Here is a 19,965-nt window from a genome sequence, read left to right on the forward strand (position 1 = left end):
GGTCCGCCATGCGGGCAGCAGTGTACGAAGGACCGCGGACGGTCACAGTGAAGGACGTACCGGACGCGAGGATCGAGCATCCCTGCGACATCATCGTGAAGATCACCAGTACCAACATCTGCGGCTCCGATCTCCACATGTACGAGGGGCGGACCTCGTTCGAGACCGGGCGCACGCTCGGGCACGAGAACCTGGGGCAGGTCGTCGAGGTGGGGTCCGGCGTCAGCAAGGTCAAGGTCGGCGAGTACGTCGTCCTCCCGTTCAACATCGCCTGTGGTTTCTGCAAACAGTGCGAGAAGGGGCTGACGAACTACTGCCTGACCATGCAGCCGGAACCCGCCAAGGCGGGGGCCGCGTACGGGTTCGCGGAGATGGGCCCGTACCAGGGCGGACAGGCCGAATTGCTGCGGGTCCCGTACGGCGACTTCAACGCCCTGCGGCTGGGCGAGGACGCGGCCGAGCGGCAGGTGGACTACGTGATGCTCTCCGACATCTTCCCCACCGGCTACCACGCCACCGAGATGGCGGATGTGAAGCCCGGCGACCAGACCATCGTCTACGGGGCCGGCCCGGTCGGTCTGATGGCCGCCTACTCGGCGCTCCTCAAGGGCGCCGGGCGTGTGTGGGTCGCCGACCACCAGCCCGACCGGCTGCGCATCGCGGAGGAGATCGGGGCGATCCCGATCGATACAGGCCGCGAGGACCCGGCCGAAGTGGTCAAGGAAGCCACACTCGGACTGGGCGCCGACAACGGCTGCGAGTGCGTCGGCTACCAGGCCCACGATCCCCACGGCAAGGAGGACGCGGCCCTTACCCTCAACGGCCTGATCGACGCCGTGCGGTTCACCGGATCGCTGGGCGTGGTGGGGGTGTTCCTTCCGGAGGATCCGGGCGGCGCCGAAGCCCAGGGAGAACTCGAAGGACAGGGCAAGGTCGCCTTCGACTACGGCCTGATGTGGTTCAAGGGCCAGCGGATGGGCACCGGTCAGGCACCCGTCAAGCGTTACAACCGCGCCCTGCGCGACCTCATCGCGGGAGGGAAGGCCGAGCCGAGCTTCCTGGTCTCCCACGAGCTCAGCCTCGACGAGGCGTCCATCGCGTACGAGAAGTTCGACGCGCGTGAGGACGGGTGGACCAAGGTCGTGCTCCATCCCGACGGCCCTTCCGCCTGACCCTCGGGCGCGCGGCCCCCGCTCCGCGGGTGATCCGCGTGCTCGAACCTGCGCGACCGGGTGACGGCGAGACCCGGAGGCCTGGGCGCGCCGGTCGCGCCCGCCGACGGGCCGGACCGCGCGGGGCCCACCGGCCCACTCATAAGCGGCCCACTGCCAGGAGACCCACTGATAAACTGGGGTCACGCTTCGAAAACCGTTGGGGCCCGTACCGAGGGGTACGGGCCCCGGCGCGTTCCGGGCGCCAGACCGAGGAAGGGTCCCCCATGAACGCGAAGCCGCCGGCCCCGAAGGGCGAACTCACCACGCCGCAGGGGGCCGCCAGCAGTCTGCCGCCCGTCGAGTCCTTCGACGCACTCGGGCTGCCGCCGGAGCTGACGGCGACGATGGCCGGCCTCGGCGTGACGGAGCCCTTCCCGATCCAGGCGGCCACCCTGCCCAACGCGCTGGCCGGGCGTGATGTCCTCGGCCGCGCCCGGACCGGCTCGGGCAAGACGCTTGCCTTCGGGCTTGCGCTGCTGGCGCGGACGGCGGATGCGCGAGCGGAGTCGAAGTGCCCGCTCGCACTGGTCCTGGTGCCGACCCGGGAGCTCGCACAGCAGGTGAGCGACGCGCTGGCGCCCTACGCCCAGGCGCTCAATGTGCGGCTGGCGACGGTGGTGGGCGGGCTGGCGATCAACCGGCAGGCTGCGCTGCTGCGGACCGGAGCCGAAGTGGTCGTCGCGACACCCGGGCGGCTCGCCGACCTCGTATCGCGTCGGTCCTGCGATCTGCGGCAGGTGCGGATCACGGTGCTGGACGAGGCGGACCAGATGTGTGACCTGGGGTTCCTGCCGCAGGTCTCGGAAATCCTGGACCAGGTCCGCCTGGACGGGCAGCGGCTGCTGTTCTCGGCCACCCTCGACCGCAATGTCGACCAGCTGGTGCGGAACTATCTGCACGAGCCGGTCGTGACCTCGCTCGACCGGGTGGCGGGCTCGGTCACCACGATGGAACACCATGTGCTGAACGTCCACCCCGCCGACAAGTACGCGACCGCGACCGAGATCGCCGCGCGGGACGGCCGGGTCCTGATGTTCCTGGACACCAAGGCGGGCGTCGACCAGTTCACCCGGCACCTGCGGGCCAGCGGCGTACGGGCCGGCGGCCTGCACAGCGGGAAGTCGCAGCCCCAGCGCACCCACACGCTCGCGCAGTTCAAGGACGGTGAGATCACCGTCCTGGTGGCCACCAATGTCGCGGCGCGCGGCATCCACATCGAGGCGCTCGACCTCGTCGTCAACGTCGACCCGCCTGCCGACGCCAAGGACTACCTGCACCGTGGTGGGCGTACGGCCCGCGCCGGGGAGTCCGGGAACGTGGTCACGCTGGTCACCCCGGACCAGCGGCGGGACGTGAACCGGATCATGACCGAGGCCCGGATCCGGCCGACAGTCACCCAGGTGCGCTCCGGCGAGGAGAGGCTGACCGCCATCACCGGGGCGAAGCGGCCGCCGATCGAGGGGAAGGGCGGCGGCAATGCCCCCTTCCGCGGCATGGGTACGCGTCCGGGCCGGGCCAAGGAGTCCCGCAGAACGGCCGACGCCCGCAGGACGGCGGAAGCACGCGCGGCCGCCCGGGTACGCAAGGGCCGCTGACCCGGACGGGCCTGGTGGCCTGGAGGGGACCTGGCGCCCCGCCGCCGCCTCGGCGGAGGGCCGCCGCCCGTTCACCGGTGCGGGTCTCGCTCCTGCGAAGCCCCCACCACCGGATCAGACGGTGAGGACGAGCTTGCCCCGGAGGTGGCCGCGGTCGAGCAGCCGGTGCGCGTCGGCGACGCGCTCGAAGGGGAACGTCTCCTGTACGTGGACCCGGAGCCTGCCCTGTTCGACAAGGCCGACGAGACCTCGCAGGGCGACCGGATCGGGGTCGACCGCGATACCGCTGAAGCGCATACCGGCCGCCGCGAACCGGGCGGCGAGCTCCGCGTCCCCCTCGGCGACCGCCGTCACCAAGTGACCACCGGGGCGGAGCACTTCGAGCGACCTCTCGACGGTGTCGCCGCCGATCGTGTCGAGCACGACGTCGACGTCACGAACCACATCGGTGAAGTCGACCGCCGTGTAGTCGATCACCTCGTCGGCGCCGCACTCCTCGACGAACGTCCGCTTGCTCCCGCCGGCGGTCGCGATCACATGCGCGCCGAGCGCTTTCGCGATCTGGACCGCGACATGGCCGACCCCACCGCCACCGCCGTGGACCAGGACCCGGTCGCCCTCACTCACGCCGCCGAGGTCGACGAGACCCTGCCACGCCGTCAGCCCGACGACCGGCAGCGCCGCCGCCTCGACATGCGAGAGCGACGCAGGCTTGCGTACCAGGTGCAGCGCCGGCGCCGCGACGACCTCGGCGTACGCGCTCGCCGCCCGCGGGAACAGCGGCATCCCGAACACCTCGTCGCCGGGCCTGAACCGATACGTCAGCGACCCCTCGGCGACCACGCCGCTGATGTCCCAGCCGAGGACGAACGGCGGCCGGCCCATCATCGGAGGGAACTCGCCGGCGCGCAGGAGCGCCTCCACCGGATTCAGCCCGATCGCCTTGACACGGACGAGTACCTCGGTCGGAAGGGGCTGGGGCTCGGGCGCGTCCACGATGGTGAGCACCTCGGGACCGCCGAGCGTCTGCTGGGTGATGACTCGCATGACTCTCCTGGCTCGGGAAGGGGGTTGGAACCCAGGCTAGGTTTCCGAAAGGAACCAGCAGGTACCTTGGCGCCATGAGCGGTTTCGGTCCCGGTGGCCCCTTCCTCGCCGACTGTCCGGCACGTCTGGCGGTCGAGCTCATCGCCGACAAGTGGACGGCGGTCGTGCTCTACGCCCTCAGCAGGGGCCCGGTACGCCATGGCGAACTGATCGGACTGATCGGCGGCATCTCCCGCAAGGTGCTCACCCAGACGCTCCGGCGGCTCGAGGCACACGGGCTGGTCCGCCGCCACGCCTACGCCGAGGCGCCGCCCCGCGTCGAGTACGAGCTGACACCGCTCGGGGCGACGCTGATCGATCCGATCCACATGCTGACCGAGTGGGCGAGGGCCAACGGCGACGCGGTGCTCGAAGCGCTCGACGCCGGTCCCCGATCGCGGCTGACGCCCCCCGGTGCGGTGGCCGTCAGCGTCAGCGTACGAGGCGGGGGAAGAGGGCTTCGGCGCTGCCGCGGTTGATCGCCTCGGCCTGGCCGGGGGTGAAGCCTGGGTAGGTCTCCAGGAAGTGGTTGTAGTAACTGCCCGCGTCCTGCGGGGCGAAGGGCCAGTCGCTGCCGTACAGGACGTGGCCCGGCTCGGCGAAGGCGAGCAGCGAGGGCAGGGCGCTGGGGCTGGCGGCCAGCGCGGTGTCGAAGTAGAAGCGCTTGAGGTCGTGGAGCACGTCCTCGGCCGTCCGGCTGGTGTCGACCACGGTCGAGGTCAGGCCGGAGAACCGGTAGGCGGCGTAGGGCAGGAAGCCGCCGCCGTGCGACAGGATCACCTTGACGTCCGGGTGCCGGCTCATGACGCCGTTGAGGACCATGTTCACCGCGGTGCGGGTGGTGTCGAAGATGTAGTCGGCCAGCGGGGCCGGGGTTCCGGGGAGCAGTGCCATCGGGGGCTGCGCCGGGTGGATGAACACGGTCGCCTGCCGCCGGTCCAGCTCGGCCCAGAGCGCATCGAAGTCCGGGTCGCCGAGGTAGCGGCCCCCGGCGTTGGACATGAGAACCACACCGTCGGCACCCAGGGTGTCCAGTGCGTAAGCGGTCTCGGCCAGGGCTCCGTCCACGTCCGGCAGGGGAATGGAGGCGAAGGAGCCGATCCGGGCCGGGTGGTCCTTGACCATTTCGGCGCCGTACTCGTTGACGGCGCGGGCCAGGGTGCGGGCGGCGGCCGGGTCGCCGTCGAGGCGGACACCGGGCGCAGTGACGGACAGGATGCCGGTGGCGATGCCCTGCTGGTCCATCATCGCGATCGCGTCGGCCGCGCTCCAGGCCGGGATCGCCCAGCCACCCGAGTCCATCCCGCGGGATTCCAGGGCGGTGGCCCAGACGGGCGGAACGATGTGCTGGTGGACGTCTATGCGTGCGGGGAAGCTCACTTCCTCTGCCCTCCTAAAAGCTAGCAAGCTAATCAATTCCTTCAGTAAGCTAACAGTCATGGACAGAGGAAGCAACGGAGCCCTGAACGCGAGCGCCGCGCCGGACGCCGGAGTGGAAGAGCTGGCGCACGCGGCGGACGTGCTCTTCTACGCGATGCGCCGCGCCCGCTCGGTGGCGGGCCAGGCGGGCCCGGACCTGACCCTCGCCCAGCTGGCCCTCATCGACCCGCTGGCCGCGTCGGACGAACTGCCCGTCGGGCAACTCGCCGCCGCGGCCGATGTCAGCGTCCCCACAGCGACCCGGATGCTGCAGCAGCTGGAGAGCAGGGGCAGCGTGATCCGCCGCCGCTCCCCCACCGACGAACGCCGCGTACTGGTCAGCCTGACCGAGGAGGGCGCCCGCCAGCTCACCGCCGTCCGCGCGAGTCTCCGCGAACGCCAGGCCCGCACCCTCGCCGGCTTCCCGCCGGCCGAACGGGCCCAGCTCACCCGCCAGCTGCACCGCCTGGCCGCGGCCATCAACGCTCTCGACGCTTGAGGCGGGTGGCCGCCGAGTGCGGTGTGGCTACCGCTTCCGCCGCCACAGCACCGCCGACCCCGCGAGGACCACGCACCCGCCGAGCACACAGCCGACCACGAGGACCGTTCCCGGGCCGGAGCCGGCCTCGTCGGACACCGGCCCGAACGGGTCGAAGGTGCCCGTGTTGTTCGCGGCGTCCGGATCGGCGTGGTCCGCCTCCGTGTCACCGATCCTGAGCGCGGCCTTCGCCAGTCCGCTCCCCGCGGCCCCGCCCTTGCCCTTGCGCACCTCGAAGTCGAGGGTGGACGAACCGCCGGGCGCTGCCGCGTTCAGCGGGCAGGTGTAGGTGGACTCGTGGTGCCGGCAGACCGGCTCGAACTCGTCCTCGTCGATCTCCTCCATCGGCTCCTTGCGTACGTCGGTGCCCTCCGGCAGCGTGAGGACGAGTGTGGCGCCCCCACCGCCGTTCGCCCCGTGTGGATCGCCCGCGCCGTCGTTGCGCAGTCCCACCGTCAGCCGGCGGCCGCCACCATCCGCAGCGGAGAGCTCCGAAAGGAGCGCGTAGTCAGGGTGGTTGGCGATGCGCACCTTCGTCCAGACGTCCTTCGCCTCGCTGTACTTCCCGCTCCCGCCGCGCGCCCCACCCACCCGCGGGACGAGTGTGGCGCCGGTGCCCCTGCGCGAGGTGCCCGACGGAGTGGGCTCCGCCGTGGAGCGGGAGGAACCGTCGAGGCCGCCGTTGTCGGCGCCGCTGCCCAGGAGCGCGACGGTGGCCCGGAAGGAGGAGTACATCAGGCTGCGCGAGGCTCCGAGGACGAGCCAGTCGTCGACGTGTGCCTCATCTCCGGGTTCCAGGCGTACTCCGGGGAAGCGGCACAGCACGATCGTCGCGCCACCGTGGGACAGGTAGTCGCACGACCGCGAGCGACGGACCGGGGCCAGGCCCTCGTCGACCGTCGCGGTGACGGTGAAACCGTCCGCGGGCAGCTCCCCGGTGTTGCGGACGCCGAGCGCGACAGCGTGCTCCTTGCCCGAGGCCACACGGAGGGTGTCCTGCTCGCGCAGGGCCAGGACGGGGCCACCGACCTCGACGCGGGTGGTCACCCGGCTCACGTCTCCCCTCGCGTCACGGAAGCTGACGTGCAGTTCGCCCGTGTCCCCCGGCTTGCTCGCGGGCGCCGCGCGCGGCAGTGCACCGGCCCAGTCGGTCCAGCTGTCGTACGCCTCGCCGACATGGCAGACGACCCTCAGGTCCGTCCCGGAGCAGCCGTTGCCGTACTCCTTGAGTCGCAGCACGTCGGAGGAGTCCGTGACGTCCATGGTGAGCGTCGACCCGTTCTCCTCACCGCGCGGCACTCCTCTGTCGTAACTGATGAGGATGTGCTTCTCGCGGTCGGGGCGCGGCTTCCCGCCGTAGGGGGCGACACGGAACGACGCGGGCGCCGTGAGCCCTGGCGCGTCGGAGCCTTCATCGGCGAGGGCGGCGGTCGGCGGGAGTACGCCCGAGCCGAGCAGCGCCAGGACGCCGGCGAGCAGCGCGAGGACGAGCCGGGAGCCCCTCGGACGGGACGCAAGGGCGCGAAAGTGCGGAACAACAGCTTCTGCGGCGGCCATCGTTCCAGTCGAACAGTCCACGCGCACGCCCAGGACACCCTGGGGTGACGGAACAACAACGGTTCCGCCCGGGCGACGGTACTACCGGGTGCCCGGGGAACGCTCGGCACCGCCGGGCGGGATCACCTGGCCTCGACGCCCCTCGCCGACAGGGGCGCCCAGGTGTAGCGGACGCGGACGCCCTGGTCGCGGAGCCAGGCGGCCTCGCGATGGCGGAGTTCACGCGCGGACTCCGGGGCGATGGCGCTGGGCCAGCGGACGAGTACCGCCGTGACATGGCCCGTCTGCGCCAGCTGTCTCACCCGCCGCCAGCCGCCTCGCCGGGCCGGGTCGGGCTCACCGTAGATGTCGGTGACGACCTCGGCGATCGTCAGTCCGTGCTCCCGGGCGAACGTCTGGCCTTCTGTCTGCGCGCGCTGGGTGGCTTCCCCGCGCGCACCGCGGGCCCGGTCGGCGCATACGTACAGCACGACGGGAGAAGCCGTTTCACCGTGGGGGGTCATGGGCGCCTTCTGGAGAGAGAGCGGGGAGGAGGGGTTCATCGCCGCGCGAAGGGGACGCAGCGAGCCCCTGCGGTCGCTGCCGGCGAAGCCGTCGTGATCGGTGTCGTCCAGTGCCCAGGACATCAGCAGGCTGCCGTCAGCTCTGCCCAGACGACCTTGCCTTCGGCCCGCGTCGAGCGTGCGCAGCCCCAGCTGTCCGCGATCTGCTGGACGAGGAGCAGCCCCCGCCCGTTCTCCTCGCCCGGGCCCGCGCGATGCTCGGGCGGGCCGACCGGAGCGCTGCACTCGTCGTGGAGCTCGATACGCAGGCGCCGCTCGTCGCCCGTCAGCGTGAGGCCGCACAGGACACGACCGCTGCCGGTGTGGAGTACGGCGTTCGTGATCAGCTCGGAGACCAGCAGCACCGCGTCGCAGCAGGTGTCCCCCGGCAGCTCCCACGCACGGAGCCGGTCACGCACGGTGTCGCGGGCTGATCTGGCGCTGGTACAGAGGGCGGGCAGACCGAACCAGTACTCCCGGCGCGGCACCGTCCGGGCTAACGGGAGGGCCGTGGCCGGGGCTGAGGGCGTGGAGAGAGTCACGGATGTCGCCTTCCAGCGCCTGCCGGGGGGACGGGCGCGGTGAGGGGATGCGGGTTGCAACTCGAGCAGTGAGAGGCGCGTGCCGAGGCAAACACCCGGCGGCTGGGCACCGACGACACCATCGGCATCACGCTCCCCCTCCGGGCCGAATCCTGCGCCAGAACTGTGACTTGACCGCTCACACAGCCACTATGCGCGTGATCGGACTCACCCTGCAACCGACTCCCTGATAATTTCAGCAGCACGGCTATCAGTATGGCTTCCACATCAAGTGGGTGTCAGAATGGGAGCGTTGACAGACCCTCAGGAGGTTGGGCGTGAGCGAAGCCCGTTCCGGCAGCACCAGCGCGCCGACGGTCCTGCGCATGATCCTCGGCCGCCGGCTGCAGGAAATGCGGATCGGCGCCGGTGCCTCGCTGGAGGACGCGGCAAAGGCGCTGCGCGTGAAGACCCTGACGATCCGCCGGCTGGAGAAGGCCGAGGTCGCGCTGAAGCCTCTCTACGTGGAGAAGCTCCTGGAGACCTTCGGCGCGGACCGCCAGGAGATCGACGAGTTCGTCGACCTGGCCGAGCAGGCCAACAAGCCCGGCTGGTGGCACTCCTATCGCGATGCGGTCCCCAGCTGGTTCACCGCCTACGTCAGCCTGGAAGCCGGCGCCAAGACCCTCCGTACGTACGAACCCCAGTACGTCACCGGCCTTCTGCAGACCCCCGACTACGCGCACGCCGTGCTGCGCGGCGGGCTGCCGAACGGCAGCGAGGAAGAGCTCACACGCCGCGTGGAGCTGCGGCTGCGCCGCCAGAGCCTGCTGGAGCGGGAGGACGCTCCCACGCTGTGGGTGGTCATGGAGGAAGCCGTCCTGCACCGGACGGTGGGCAGCCCCGAGGTGATGCGGGAGCAGCTGGAGCGGCTCCTGGACATCACCGAACTCCCGCACGTCAGCCTGGACATCGTGCCCTTCACGGCGGGTGCGCACATCGGAGCGTGCGCACCTTTCACGTATTTCCGCTTCGAGGAACCCGAGCTGCCGGACATCGTCTACAGCGAACTCCTGTCCGCCGCCGTCTATCTCGACCAGCGCGCGGATGTCGTCTCCCATCTCGAGGCACACTCCCGTATGTCGCTGCAGACGTCGTCCGATGACAGCAAGGCGCTCTTGAACCGCATGCGCAAGGAGTACTCATGACGGTCACCGACGGGAGCATCTACAACGGCATGCCGGCGCGCGAGCTCGGCGAACAGGGCTGGGAACGCCCGTGGAGCGGGCCGAACGGCGGCCAGTGCGTCGAGACGAAGCAACTCACGGACGGCCGTGTGGCCGTCCGGCAGTCGACCGACCCGGCCGGGCCGGCGCTGATCTACACGCCGGAGGAGATCGGCGCCTTCGTCCGCGGGGTCAAGGAGGGTCTGGCCGATCACCTGGCCGCCGGGTGAACCGACGGCGGGCAAGAGGGACAAGGACACCGACACCGGTCCCGTACCTGGCTTCCGGGCCGACAGACAGACAGATGAAGGGGAGAACATGACCACCAGGCAGGCCGGCCGGGATCTCGACACGAGCAGGGCGCACTCGGCCCGGATGTACGACTACTTCCTCGGTGGCAAGGACCACTTCGAAGTCGACAAGGAAGCGGCCCTGGTCGCGGCCGAGGCCCACCCCGGTCTCTACGTGACCGCCCGCGAGAACCGGGCGTTCATGCAGCGGGCCACCAAGGTGCTGGCGCAGGAGCACGGCATCCGCCAGTGGCTCGACATCGGCACGGGCATCCCCACCGAGCCCAACCTGCACCAGATCGCCCAGTCCGTGGTGCCCGAGGCCCGCGTCGTGTACGCCGACAACGACCCGCTCGTCCTCAAGTACGCCGAACGCCTGATGCGCAGTACGACACAGGGCCGCACGGCCTACGTCGAGGCCGACGCCACCGACCCCGACGCGCTGATGAGCGCCGTGGAGGACTCGGGCGTCCTGGACTTCGACCAGCCCATCGCCCTCTCCCTCAACGCTCTGATGCACTTCATCACCGACCCGCACGACCCGTACAGCATCGTCCGCCGGCTGCTGGACCCGCTCCCGGCGGGCAGCGCGCTCGCCATGAACCACTGCACGCCGGACTTCGACCCCGACACCTGGAACCATGTCGCGGAGGTCTACACCAACTCCGGGACGCCGGTGAAGTTCCGTTCGCACAGCGACGTCGGCCGCTTCTTCGACGGGCTCGACCTGATCGCCCCCGGCATCTGCTGCTGCCACCGCTGGCGGGCCGCCGAACCGGCCGCGGGCGAGCCGGAGATCGCGGACGCCCAGATCAGCCTGCTGGCGGGCGTGGGCATCAAACGCTAGCCGGAACGGCCGGACTCTCGGCCGGCCAGCCGGCTGGGGCCCCGGCTGGATGCTGACCGGGCTCCGAGGCCGAGCACCGGCAGCCCCTGGCGGTGAGGCCAGGGGCTGCCTCGCCGCCGGGCGTCCCCTCAGGAGCCTGCTCCCGGCCAGGACACGTCCACGCTGCCGGCGTTCCCGCCTCCTGCCGGACACGGCCCATAGGCTCCGGCGCATGAACATTCTCTTCATCACGAGTACGGCGGTCGTGGTCGCGGATCCGCCGCAGAGCCGCAGACTCTTCGTCGAGGCCCTCGGCCTCCCGCTGGAGGGTGAGGGCGACGGCTACTACTCCAGCGGGAACATCCCGGGCAGCAAGCACTTCGGTGTGTGGCCGCTTTCGCAGGCGGCCGAGGCGTGCTTCGGCACGCCGACGTGGCCCGCCGGCCGGGTGGTCCCCCAGGCGTCGATCGAGTTCGAGGTCGAGGACGCGGACGCTGTCGCAGCGGCGGGTGACGAGCTTGAGCGCGCGGGCTTCACATCGCTGCATCCAGCCCGTACGGAGCCGTGGGGACAGACAGTGACCCGGGTCCTCACGGACGACGGCTTGATCGTCGGCATCTCCTACGCTCCCGTACTGCACGACGAACCGCACGACGAACCGCACGACGAGGAGTCGGCCTGAGCGCCCGGTCGCGCCTCGTACCGTTCAGCTGCGGCTCAGCTCACGAACTCCCTTTCCCCGTAACGCACTTCGACCGTGTTCCAGTCGACACCGAGGTTCTTCGTGAACTTCTCGGCCAGCGACAGATCCGCCCGCGGGACGACGAGGACGAGCCGTCCGCCGAGGGTGACTGAACCGCCCCCCAGCTTGTCGCGGGCCTCGGGGTCCGCGACCAGCGCGTCATGCAGCCGGGTGGCACTGACACCGGAAGCCTGGATTTCGGCCGCGTCGGTCTCCGGCGAGGTACGCGGCAGGCAGCGGAAGGTCAGCACCGACTCCTGGTGGTACTGCTTGGCGATGACGCCCGCGATGTGGTGCAGCCCGTCCCGGCCGGCCCTGTTGATGTCGAACTCACGGGAGCGCTCGTAGGTGGCCTGCTTGAGGTCGCCGGACCAGAAGATCCCGTCGAGCAGCTCCGATGCGCCGGGCCGCGCGCCGTTGGCATGGATGATCCCGCGCACCTCGTGATCAAAACGCGTCAGGCGGGTCTTGAGACGGGGGTCGGCCGGATCCGTGATGACCGCGGTGTTGTTCGTGGCGAAGACCTCCCCCGCCGGGCAACCACGAGCTGCCGCGCTCGCCGGTGTGCCTCCCGCGCCCGCGACGCCGAGCGTCAGGGCGGAGACGGTGATCAGAACGCGCAACTGCCGCGCTGCGGTGGTTTTTCTCATACGGTGATCAACGATCTCCGGCAGAGTCCGTTGCGTCCGCCGCGACATCTGTGGGCCACCACCCGGCGCGGCGCGTCGCCTCCGGCAAACCGGAGGTGGCTCACCGCGGTCCATATGCTCGGTGGCATGACTATTCAGCGAATGGACAATGTCGGCATCGTCGTTGACGACCTGGAAGCGGCGGTCGCGTTCTTCACCGACCTCGGCATGGAGCTGGAAGGCAGAGGACAGGTCGAAGGCGTCTGGGCGGACCAAACCGTCGGGCTCGACGGCATCCGGAGCGACATCGCCATGATGCGGACCCCGGACGGCCACAGCAAGCTTGAGCTGTCCAAATACCACACCCCGGCCGCGTCCGCCGCCGAGCCGGCGAACCCGCCGCCCAACACACTGGGCCTGCACCGCGTCATGTTCGCCGTCGACGACATCGACGCCACCCTCGCCCGCCTGCGGCCCCACGGGGCCGAACTCCTCGGCGAGGTGGCGCAGTACGAGAGCTTCTACCGGCTCTGCTACCTCCGGGGCCCGGCGGGCATCATCGTCGCCCTGGCCGAACAGATCGGCTGACGCCGGTCACCGGGCCGCCGGTCGGCCGACTGCTGGAACGAAGAACGAAGAGCAACCGTCCGTACCGACGGCCACTGAGCCGGCCGGCGCAGAGCCTGACTTCCGGAGCCGCCGGCTCAGCCCGGCTTGACCGCCAGCGTCGCAAAATAGTTCGACATGTACTGAGCGGATGCGTCGGATTGGTGCGGTGCTTCCGCGAAGCCGGTGAGGACGAACCCGGCGGCGAGTTGCCCGCCGATCTGGCCGGTGAGGGTGTGGCTGTATTCAAGAGGGGCATCCGCACCGAACTTCGCGGCGCGTTCCTCGGCGGAGTACTGCGTGACGTCGCTGTAGGGCAGCTTGTGTACGACGACCAGCTCACCGCGCTCGTCGAGTGCCTCGTGGTCGAACAAGTACCCATCAGGGTTGAGGAAGCCCGCGAGCAGGGTTCCGCCCGGCCGCAGGGTGCGGAAGCACTCACGCCACACCGCTGCCAAGTCCGGTACGAACAGGTTGGAGACCGGATGGAACACGACGTCGAATGCTGCGTCGCCGAAGGCGCTGAGGTCGCGCATGTCGCCCAGGACGGTGCGCAGTTCGAGTCCGTCGCGCGCCGCCACCATCCGGTCCTGGCCGAGCTGGCGGGGAGAGTTGTCGAATACGGTGACCCTCGCCCCCGCGGCGGCGAGGATCGGGCCCTGCTGGCCGCCGCCGGAGGCCAGGCACAACACGTCCTTGCCGGTCAGGTCCGGCGGCAGCCAGGAGCGGTCGACCGGCTCACGCCCGATGAGAACGATCGACCAGTCGCCCCTGCGGGCGCGCTCGACGTCCTCGGCGCTCACCGGCCTCGTCCACTCGTTGCCCTCCTGGACACACTTGTCCCAGGCCGCCCGATTGTGGGCAACGGGGTCGACACCCATGTCCTGCACGGCCAACTCCCTGCTCCAGCCAGGCGGACACCTGCGGTACTGACAGTCCGGTGCCGCCAGCCAACACCGTTGCGGGGTGCGGGCTCAACCGGTTTTGCGGGCATCCGGGTGCGCACGAGTCCGAGCGTCAGCCGTCACCGGGCGTGCTGCCTCGGCCCCGGACGGCGTACACCGTCCGCCCGCCCGTCCGTCCTGCCGCCGGCCGTGCCGGGCGTAGAAGCGCTGCGCACGGGTGTGGGACGCCCAGCACTCCTGTACGCACTCGGTGGTTCCTGAGCGGGCCGGCGCGCCGCCTACGGTGTGGCGCCCACCGTCTCGCCCGTCCACGCCGCGCGCAGCGCCTTCTTGTCCACCTTGCCGACCTTGGTCGTCGGCAGCCGGTCGAGCAGGACCGTCTTCCGGGGCGTGTACAGGTCTCCCAGTTCTGCGGTCACCGCGGCGCCGACCTTGTCCGGGTCGATGTCGGCGCCGTCGGCCGTGGCCAGGAAGATCTGTACGGCCTCGCCGTACTCCGCGTCCGGGACGCCCAGTGCCGCCGCGTTGCGCACGCCGGGCAGGGTGAGCAGGAAGTCCTCCAGGACCCGGGAGTAGACGTTGTCGCTGGTGCTCCCGGTGACGATGATGTCCTTGGCGCGGTCGACGAGATAGAGGTACCCGTCGGCGTCGAGGTAGCCCAGGTCCCCGGTGCGCAGCCAGCCGTCGTGCAGCGCATCGGCGGTGCGCTCCGGGTCTTCGTAGTAGCCGAGCATCACGCTCTTGCCCCGGACACAGACCTCGCCGACCTGGCTGACGGGGAGCGCATCCGCGCTGTCCTCACCCCGGATCTCGATCTCGGTGTCGGAGATCGCGCGGCCGCAGCTGCGCCAGAGTTCGGGCCGCCGGGCTGCCGCCGACGCGAGGTCGTCCGCACCGAACGCGGCGATACCGAGCGCCTCCGACTGCCCGTAGCCCTGGCTGAGTACGGGCCCGAAGAACTCGACCGCCTGCTGCAGCCGGCTGGGCGAGGTGGCCGCGCCCCCGACGACGATCCGCCGCAGTGCGGGGAGGGCCCCCGGCTCGCACTCCGGGTGGTCGAGAAGCGCGTACAGCATCGGCGGTACGAACATGGTGGCGGTGATCCGCTCCTCGCGCAGCACGGTCAGCGCCGCGCCCGCTTCGAACTCGGGCAGCACGACGAGGGGCGAGCCTGTCATAAGGGCCTGAAGCGCGGTGAGATGGCCGCTGCCGTGGGTGAGCAGCGTGGCCGCGAGCACGCGGTCCGTACCCGGTTCCGCGGTGCGGAAGACCGCCGGCCGGGAGTCGTCCGGGGCGCCCTCCGCCAGGTCCATCAGTACGTCATAGAGCCGGTGGCTGTGCGCGGCGAGCTTGGGACGGCCCAGGGTGCCGCCGGTGTAGAGGACGGTGACGGCCTCGTCCGCTCCCGGTACCGGTACGCCGTCGGGGCGTTCCGCCGGGCACTCGGCCTCCAGCGCCAGCAGATCCGCGCACTGCTGATCGCAGGGCCCGAGGCTGAGGAGCACGGGGGCGTGGACGCTGTGGCGGGCCGCGGCTGCGGCCCGCTCCGCGAATACCGGGTCGGTGACCACGGCGCGCGCCCGGGACTGCTCGACCAGGGCGGCGAGTTCGCCGGGCCCCGGCTCGGGCGGCAGGAACACGACACGGCAGCCGATGAGGTGGACCGCGAGCTGCACCAGGACGGAGTCCACACGGTTGGCCAGAAAAAGCCCCACTCCGTCGCCGGGCGCGAGCCCCTGACGGCGCAGCGCGTGCCCCAGCCGGAACAGCCGCCGCCTGGCCTCCCCCCGGGTGAGCCGCTGCGTGCCCTGGACGAGTGCCTCGGCGTCCTCGTCCTGCTGCCAGCGCTCCAGGATGTGATCTATGTACGTCCGCTGTGCGCTTGTTTCCGATTCATTAACGATCATGAACATATGCAAACACGCCGCTCGGGCGACGGGGCCTCATGGGGGATGTCCTTCGGCCATCAGCCGGTTGAGTAACATGCCCCGCCTTGGGCGCCTCCTGGAGTACGGGGCCGGGGACCGGCGCCCCGCCACACGGCGCCGTCGGGCCGGGCCGGCCTTCTTCACACGCCGGATGTGAGACGGACAGCGGCCCACCGTCTCCCGGGAAAGCGCCTGATCAGGGCGGAAATCACAGGTTCCGCCGAGGGGCCCCCGGCGCCCTGGCTGTCAATTCGTAACACGCAGGAGTGTTCTCTTCTCGTTCACTTTGTTGGTATTCCTGGGCCGACACGGCGCCCAGCCGGGCGCGCTGTACGGTTCGCCGGAAGGACAACGCTGTCTTGACGACCGACTTGATACAGGACGGCAGAGCCGCCTCACCTGGCCCGGCGGCTGCCGGCGGGGCAAGGCCCAGGACCCGCGCGTGGCGCAGACGGCGCGAGTACCTGCTGTTCGCCGCTTTCGCTGCCCCCAACTTCCTCTTCCTGCTGGTTTTCGCCTACTGGCCGGTGATCTACAACGCCTATCTGAGCCTCACCGACTGGGACATGGTCTCCTCGTCCTGGCACCTGATCGGTCTGGACAACTACACGTCGCTGTTCGCCGATCCCGACTTCCGCGGCAGCCTGTGGACGACCGTGCTGTTCGTCGTCGGAATCGTCGCGGGCGGACTGGTACTCGGCCTCGGCACCGCCCTGTTGCTCAACCAGCGGTTGCGCGGGCGGGACGCCGTACGGACGCTGGCCTTCGCCCCGTACGTGCTCTCCGGAGCCGCTGTGGGCACCCTGTGGCTGTTCGTCTTCGACCCCAACTACGGGCTGATACGCCCCCTGCTGGCCCCCATCGGTCTGGCCGCGCCGGCGATGATGACCGACTCCAAGTGGGCGCTGTCCGGTCTCGTCCTGGTCTACCTCTGGAAGAACACCGGCTTCGTCGCCGTGGTCTACCTCGCCGGCCTGCAGGGCCTGCCCAGGGACGTGTTCGAGGCAGCGGCTCTGGACGGGGCCGGGGCGTGGACACGGCTGCGTCGCATCATCCTGCCGCTGCTCTCGCCCGTCACCTTCTTCCTGCTGGTGACCTGCACCATCAGCACCTTCCAGGCGTTCGACGTGATCGCCGTGATGACCAACGGCGGTCCGGGGACCTCGACTTCGATCCTCAGCTGGTTCATCTATGACCAGGGCTTCCGCACCTTCGACGCGGGCCGGGCCTCGGCCGGCGCGATGATCATGTTCGTCGTGCTGCTGCTGATCACTGGGTTCCAGGCGCGCTTCCTCCAGCGAAAGGTGCACTACCAGTGACAGTCACCGACTCCCCGCCGGACGCCCGCCCCGACACCCGGCAGGTCGCCACACACGGCCGCTCCGGCAGCCGCCGCGCCCGGCGCCTCGGCCTGTACGCGCTGCTCGTCCTGGTCGCCGTCATCGCGGGCGGCCCGCTGTACTGGCTGCTCTCATCGGCGCTGAAGACCAATCCGCAGATCTACAGCTACCCCCCGCACTGGATCCCCACGGAGCTGCACTGGTCCAACTTCGCCGACGCCTGGAACGCCGCGCCGTTCGGCCGCTTCTTCCTCAACACCCTGATCGTGTCCGTCGCCGGCACCGCGATCGAGCTGACCGCCGCCCTGCTGTGCGCCTACGCGTTCGTCTTCCTGCCGTTCCCCGGCAAGAAGATCCTCTTCCTGTTCCTGCTGGGCGCGATGATGGTGCCGGGCCACGTCACGCTGCTGCCGAACTTCCTGACCATCGCCCAGCTCGGCTGGGTCAACTCCTACGCGGGCCTGATAGCACCGGGCCTCGGCTCGGTCTTCGGCACCTTCCTGCTGCGCCAGCACATGCTGACCCTGCCTCAGGAGATCACGGACGCGGCGAGGATCGACGGGGCCGGGCATCTGCGCATCCTCTTCCGGGTGGTGCTGCCGATGTCGCGTCCGATGGTGATCACCGTCGCCCTGGTCGTCATGGTCGGCAAGTGGAACGACTTCATCTGGCCCCTGATCGTCACCAGCAGCGCGGACATGCGGACCCTCCCCATCGGGCTGCTCTTCCTCCAGAACACCGAGACCTTCGCCAACTGGGGGGCGATCCTCGCCGGTGCCGTCATGGTGATCGCGCCGGTGCTCGTCATGTTCTTCTTCGCCCAGCGCTACATCATCGCCGGGCTGACCCAGGGAGCCGGAAAATGACGCGGACGTCGCCGCGGGGATCCGCGGGCCCCGTGCTCGGCAGGCGCAAGGTGCTCGGGGCAGGAGCGGGACTCGGTCTGGCCGCGGCGCTGAGCGCCTGCGGCCAGACCACGGGGACCGTCGCACAGCCCGGCGGTTCGGTGCCCGGCGCGTTCCGGGGGCGCACCAGGGTGGTGCTCTGGTCGACGTTCGCGGATCCGGTGGGCCCGGCCCTGCAGAAACTCGTCGACGCCTTCAACCGCGAGCAGCGGGACGTCTACGTGGAGGTGCAGTTCCAGGGGAGTTACGACGACTGCGCCCAGAAGGCGGTCATCAGCCTCCTCGGCGCCCAGGCCCCCGACCTGTGCGTGCTGTCCGACGTCAAGTGGTACAAGTTCTACTTCGGTGACGCCCTGGAACCCTGGGACAGCTACTTCGCCCAGGGCGAGCTGGAGCGGACCTACAATCCGCGGCTGCTCAGCGAGGGCGTCCGCAAGGGACACACCTGGTGGCTGCCGCTGGCCCGCTCCACGCCGCTCTTCTACTACAACAAGACCCTCTTCAAGAAGGCCGGCGTCCCGGTACGCCCCCCGGAGAGCTACGACGAGCTCTACGACTGGTCGCACCACATCTCCCGGCTGAGCGTGGGCGGCAAACGGGTGGCCCTGGAGGCGTACCAGAAGGTCGACGGGGACTGGCAGTTCCAGTGCAGCGCCTGGCAGTGGGGCGGGGCGATCTCCAGGGGCATGGACGTCACCCTCGACGAGGGCGGCGCCGTGGCGGCGGGCGAGTGGCAGCGCAAGCTGATCTTCAAGGACAGGATCGCCTACATGGCGACCGAGCCCACCGCCGACATGGGCAACCAGCTGATCGCCACGCTCGTCACCTCAACCGGCGGCCTGAAGAAGATCAACGAGATGGCGAAGGCGAACGGCTGGGAGCTGGGCACCGGCTTCCTGCCGAAGAAGGAGAAGTTCGCGGTCAACACGGGCGGCGGCGGCCTGGGCATATTCAAGCGCGTACCACGGGAACGCAAGGAGGCCGCGGCCCGGTTCGTGCGCTTCCTGGCCCGCCCCGAGAACGCCGCGCAGTGGGCCGTCGAGACCGGCTATCTGCCCGTGGTGCCGGCGGCGGTCAAGGAACCCGTCCTCGCCACACTGATGAAGGACGAGCCGAACTTCGCGACGGCCGTCCGGCAGCTGGACCTCACACGCGCCTGCGACCAGGTGCGCATGACGATCCCGAATGCGAATGTACGTATCTACACCGCGCTGCAGCGCATATGGTCCGCGAACACCCCCGCACAGCACGCCTTCGCGGAGGTCGCCGACCAGCTGCGCAAGGGTGTTGACCGTTATGGCCCCATGATCGAGGAGCACTTGTGAACCACCCCGTGAGGCGCCCTGTGGTGTACGCGCACCGTGGAGCCCGGGCCGACGAGCCGGAGAACACCCTGCGGTCCTTCCGGCGGGCTCTCGCTCTCGGCGCCGACGGCATCGAACTCGACATCCGGCTCACCTCGGACGGCCGGCTTGTCGTCGTCCACGACAAGGCCGTGGACCGTACGACCGACGGCACCGGCCTCGTCGCCGACTTCACCCTGGCCGACCTCCAGGCACTGGACGCCGGGGACGGGGAGCGCATTCCCACCTTCGACGAGGCGATGGAGGTCTGCGGGGACGTCGTCCAGATCGAGATCAAGGCACTGGAAGCCGTGCAGGCCCTGGCCGAGCGGGAGCGCCACACCCCGCTGCCCGGGTCGGTGGTGCTGACCTCCTTCAGCAGGGCGGCGGTGGAAGAGGCCGCCCGGTGGCTGCCGCACGTCCCCCGCGGCCTGATCACCCACCACCCCGGCGACGAGATGATCAAGGAGGCGCTGGAGCTCAAGGCCACCTGGGTCTGCCCGGAGCTGAAGCCCGAGCTCACCCGGGAGCTCGTGGACCGCTGCCACGAGACCGGTATCCAGGTGGACGCCTGGCCCACCGCGGACCGCGCCCAGCTGCTCCGCTGGGTGGAGATCGGGGCGGACGCCGTGACCACGGACCACCCGGGCCGGATCGCCGAGTGGCTGGCCGCACCCGGCGACCGGTGAAGCCCTGGGTGCGGCCCCTCGCGTGAGGGGCCGCACCCGGGTTCAGGGCCGGGGCTCAGGGGGC

The 19,965-nt window shown here is 70.3% G+C and carries 21 protein-coding genes; 13 read left to right on the plus strand and 8 right to left on the minus strand.

Annotated elements, in window-relative coordinates; genetic code table 11:
- Window positions 1-8: 8 nt before the first annotated feature.
- Both G3I19_RS09825 and G3I19_RS09830 read left to right on the plus strand, forming a co-directional pair.
- On the plus strand, window positions 9-1,172 hold the full coding sequence (locus tag G3I19_RS09825; RefSeq protein WP_164262178.1) for a glutathione-independent formaldehyde dehydrogenase: 1,164 nt from the start codon (window positions 9-11) through the stop codon (window positions 1,170-1,172).
- Window positions 1,173-1,438: 266 nt separating this feature from the next.
- Window positions 1,439-2,809, plus strand: a complete 1,371-nt coding sequence (locus G3I19_RS09830; protein WP_164262195.1) for a DEAD/DEAH box helicase — start codon at window positions 1,439-1,441, stop codon at window positions 2,807-2,809.
- Window positions 2,810-2,923: 114 nt separating this feature from the next.
- On the opposite strand, the gene G3I19_RS09835 is transcribed toward G3I19_RS09830, so the two are convergent.
- On the minus strand, window positions 2,924-3,856 hold the full coding sequence (locus G3I19_RS09835) for an NADP-dependent oxidoreductase (RefSeq protein WP_164262197.1): 933 nt from the start codon (window positions 3,854-3,856) through the stop codon (window positions 2,924-2,926).
- 74 nt (window positions 3,857-3,930) lie between these two features.
- On the opposite strand from G3I19_RS09835, the gene G3I19_RS09840 reads away from it, so the two are divergent.
- Window positions 3,931-4,374: a helix-turn-helix domain-containing protein gene (locus G3I19_RS09840; RefSeq protein WP_239074111.1), complete on the plus strand. Its 444-nt coding sequence runs from the start codon at window positions 3,931-3,933 to the stop codon at window positions 4,372-4,374.
- Here G3I19_RS09840 and G3I19_RS09845 read toward each other — a convergent pair.
- Window positions 4,328-5,275 (minus strand): amidohydrolase family protein, encoded by a 948-nt coding sequence (locus tag G3I19_RS09845; protein ID WP_164262199.1) that lies wholly within the window; start codon window positions 5,273-5,275, stop codon window positions 4,328-4,330. The two genes, G3I19_RS09840 and G3I19_RS09845, sit on opposite strands and share 47 nt — an antisense overlap.
- A 58-nt stretch (window positions 5,276-5,333) precedes the next feature.
- Here G3I19_RS09845 and G3I19_RS09850 point away from each other — a divergent pair, with 58 nt between their 5' ends.
- Window positions 5,334-5,813, plus strand: a complete 480-nt coding sequence (locus G3I19_RS09850; RefSeq protein WP_164262201.1) for a MarR family transcriptional regulator — start codon at window positions 5,334-5,336, stop codon at window positions 5,811-5,813.
- Between the two features lie 27 nt (window positions 5,814-5,840).
- Here G3I19_RS09850 and G3I19_RS09855 read toward each other — a convergent pair whose 3' ends face one another.
- The 3 genes from G3I19_RS09855 to G3I19_RS09865 all read right to left on the minus strand — a co-directional run bounded on the left by G3I19_RS09855 (window position 5,841) and on the right by G3I19_RS09865 (window position 8,439).
- Window positions 5,841-7,409, minus strand: a complete 1,569-nt coding sequence (locus G3I19_RS09855; protein ID WP_164262203.1) for a hypothetical protein — start codon at window positions 7,407-7,409, stop codon at window positions 5,841-5,843.
- 122 nt (window positions 7,410-7,531) lie between these two features.
- The gene (locus G3I19_RS09860; RefSeq protein ID WP_239074112.1) at window positions 7,532-8,035 is read right to left on the minus strand and encodes a hypothetical protein; all 504 of its coding nucleotides are present in this window, start codon (window positions 8,033-8,035) and stop codon (window positions 7,532-7,534) included.
- Window positions 8,035-8,439 (minus strand): ATP-binding protein, encoded by a 405-nt coding sequence (locus G3I19_RS09865; RefSeq protein WP_343235043.1) that lies wholly within the window; start codon window positions 8,437-8,439, stop codon window positions 8,035-8,037. Before G3I19_RS09865 ends, G3I19_RS09860 begins: the two co-directional genes overlap by 1 nt.
- A gap of 371 nt (window positions 8,440-8,810) precedes the next feature.
- Here G3I19_RS09865 and G3I19_RS09870 point away from each other — a divergent pair, with 371 nt between their 5' ends.
- The 4 genes from G3I19_RS09870 (at window position 8,811) to G3I19_RS09885 (ending at window position 11,496) form a co-directional block, all read left to right on the plus strand.
- Window positions 8,811-9,680 (plus strand): helix-turn-helix transcriptional regulator, encoded by an 870-nt coding sequence (locus tag G3I19_RS09870; RefSeq protein WP_164262205.1) that lies wholly within the window; start codon window positions 8,811-8,813, stop codon window positions 9,678-9,680.
- A complete protein-coding gene (locus G3I19_RS09875) occupies window positions 9,677-9,928 on the plus strand; it encodes a DUF397 domain-containing protein (protein ID WP_164262207.1) in 252 nt (83 codons plus the stop codon). Before G3I19_RS09870 ends, G3I19_RS09875 begins: the two co-directional genes overlap by 4 nt.
- A gap of 88 nt (window positions 9,929-10,016) precedes the next feature.
- Complete coding sequence (locus G3I19_RS09880) at window positions 10,017-10,835, plus strand: SAM-dependent methyltransferase (RefSeq protein ID WP_164262210.1); 819 nt, start codon at window positions 10,017-10,019, stop codon at window positions 10,833-10,835.
- Between the two features lie 211 nt (window positions 10,836-11,046).
- Window positions 11,047-11,496: a VOC family protein gene (locus G3I19_RS09885; protein WP_164262212.1), complete on the plus strand. Its 450-nt coding sequence runs from the start codon at window positions 11,047-11,049 to the stop codon at window positions 11,494-11,496.
- 35 nt (window positions 11,497-11,531) lie between these two features.
- On the opposite strand, the gene G3I19_RS09890 is transcribed toward G3I19_RS09885, so the two are convergent.
- Window positions 11,532-12,206: a hypothetical protein gene (locus G3I19_RS09890; protein ID WP_164262214.1), complete on the minus strand. Its 675-nt coding sequence runs from the start codon at window positions 12,204-12,206 to the stop codon at window positions 11,532-11,534.
- 126 nt (window positions 12,207-12,332) lie between these two features.
- Here G3I19_RS09890 and G3I19_RS09895 point away from each other — a divergent pair, with 126 nt between their 5' ends.
- On the plus strand, window positions 12,333-12,773 hold the full coding sequence (locus G3I19_RS09895; protein ID WP_164262216.1) for a VOC family protein: 441 nt from the start codon (window positions 12,333-12,335) through the stop codon (window positions 12,771-12,773).
- Between the two features lie 116 nt (window positions 12,774-12,889).
- Here G3I19_RS09895 and G3I19_RS09900 read toward each other — a convergent pair whose 3' ends face one another.
- Window positions 12,890-13,681, minus strand: a complete 792-nt coding sequence (locus tag G3I19_RS09900; RefSeq protein ID WP_164262218.1) for a class I SAM-dependent methyltransferase — start codon at window positions 13,679-13,681, stop codon at window positions 12,890-12,892.
- 293 nt (window positions 13,682-13,974) lie between these two features.
- On the minus strand, window positions 13,975-15,603 hold the full coding sequence (locus tag G3I19_RS09905; RefSeq protein ID WP_239074113.1) for an AMP-binding protein: 1,629 nt from the start codon (window positions 15,601-15,603) through the stop codon (window positions 13,975-13,977).
- A 380-nt stretch (window positions 15,604-15,983) separates the two neighbouring features.
- Here G3I19_RS09905 and G3I19_RS09910 point away from each other — a divergent pair, with 380 nt between their 5' ends.
- Genes G3I19_RS09910 through G3I19_RS09925 form a run of 4 tightly spaced genes read left to right on the plus strand, consistent with a single transcriptional unit; the run spans window position 15,984 to window position 19,901 of the window.
- The gene (locus tag G3I19_RS09910; protein WP_239074114.1) at window positions 15,984-16,943 is read left to right on the plus strand and encodes a sugar ABC transporter permease; all 960 of its coding nucleotides are present in this window, start codon (window positions 15,984-15,986) and stop codon (window positions 16,941-16,943) included.
- Window positions 16,940-17,830, plus strand: a complete 891-nt coding sequence (locus G3I19_RS38245) for a carbohydrate ABC transporter permease (protein WP_164262223.1) — start codon at window positions 16,940-16,942, stop codon at window positions 17,828-17,830. The genes G3I19_RS09910 and G3I19_RS38245 overlap by 4 nt, the downstream gene beginning before the upstream one ends.
- Complete coding sequence (locus G3I19_RS09920) at window positions 17,827-19,194, plus strand: ABC transporter substrate-binding protein (protein WP_164262225.1); 1,368 nt, start codon at window positions 17,827-17,829, stop codon at window positions 19,192-19,194. Before G3I19_RS38245 ends, G3I19_RS09920 begins: the two co-directional genes overlap by 4 nt.
- Entirely contained in the window at window positions 19,191-19,901 is a 711-nt protein-coding gene (locus tag G3I19_RS09925) for a glycerophosphodiester phosphodiesterase family protein (protein ID WP_164262227.1), read from the plus strand. Before G3I19_RS09920 ends, G3I19_RS09925 begins: the two co-directional genes overlap by 4 nt.
- Window positions 19,902-19,965: the final 64 nt, after the last annotated feature.

The organism is Streptomyces sp. SID10853, assembly GCF_010548145.1.
GTDB lineage: Bacteria > Actinomycetota > Actinomycetes > Streptomycetales > Streptomycetaceae > Streptomyces.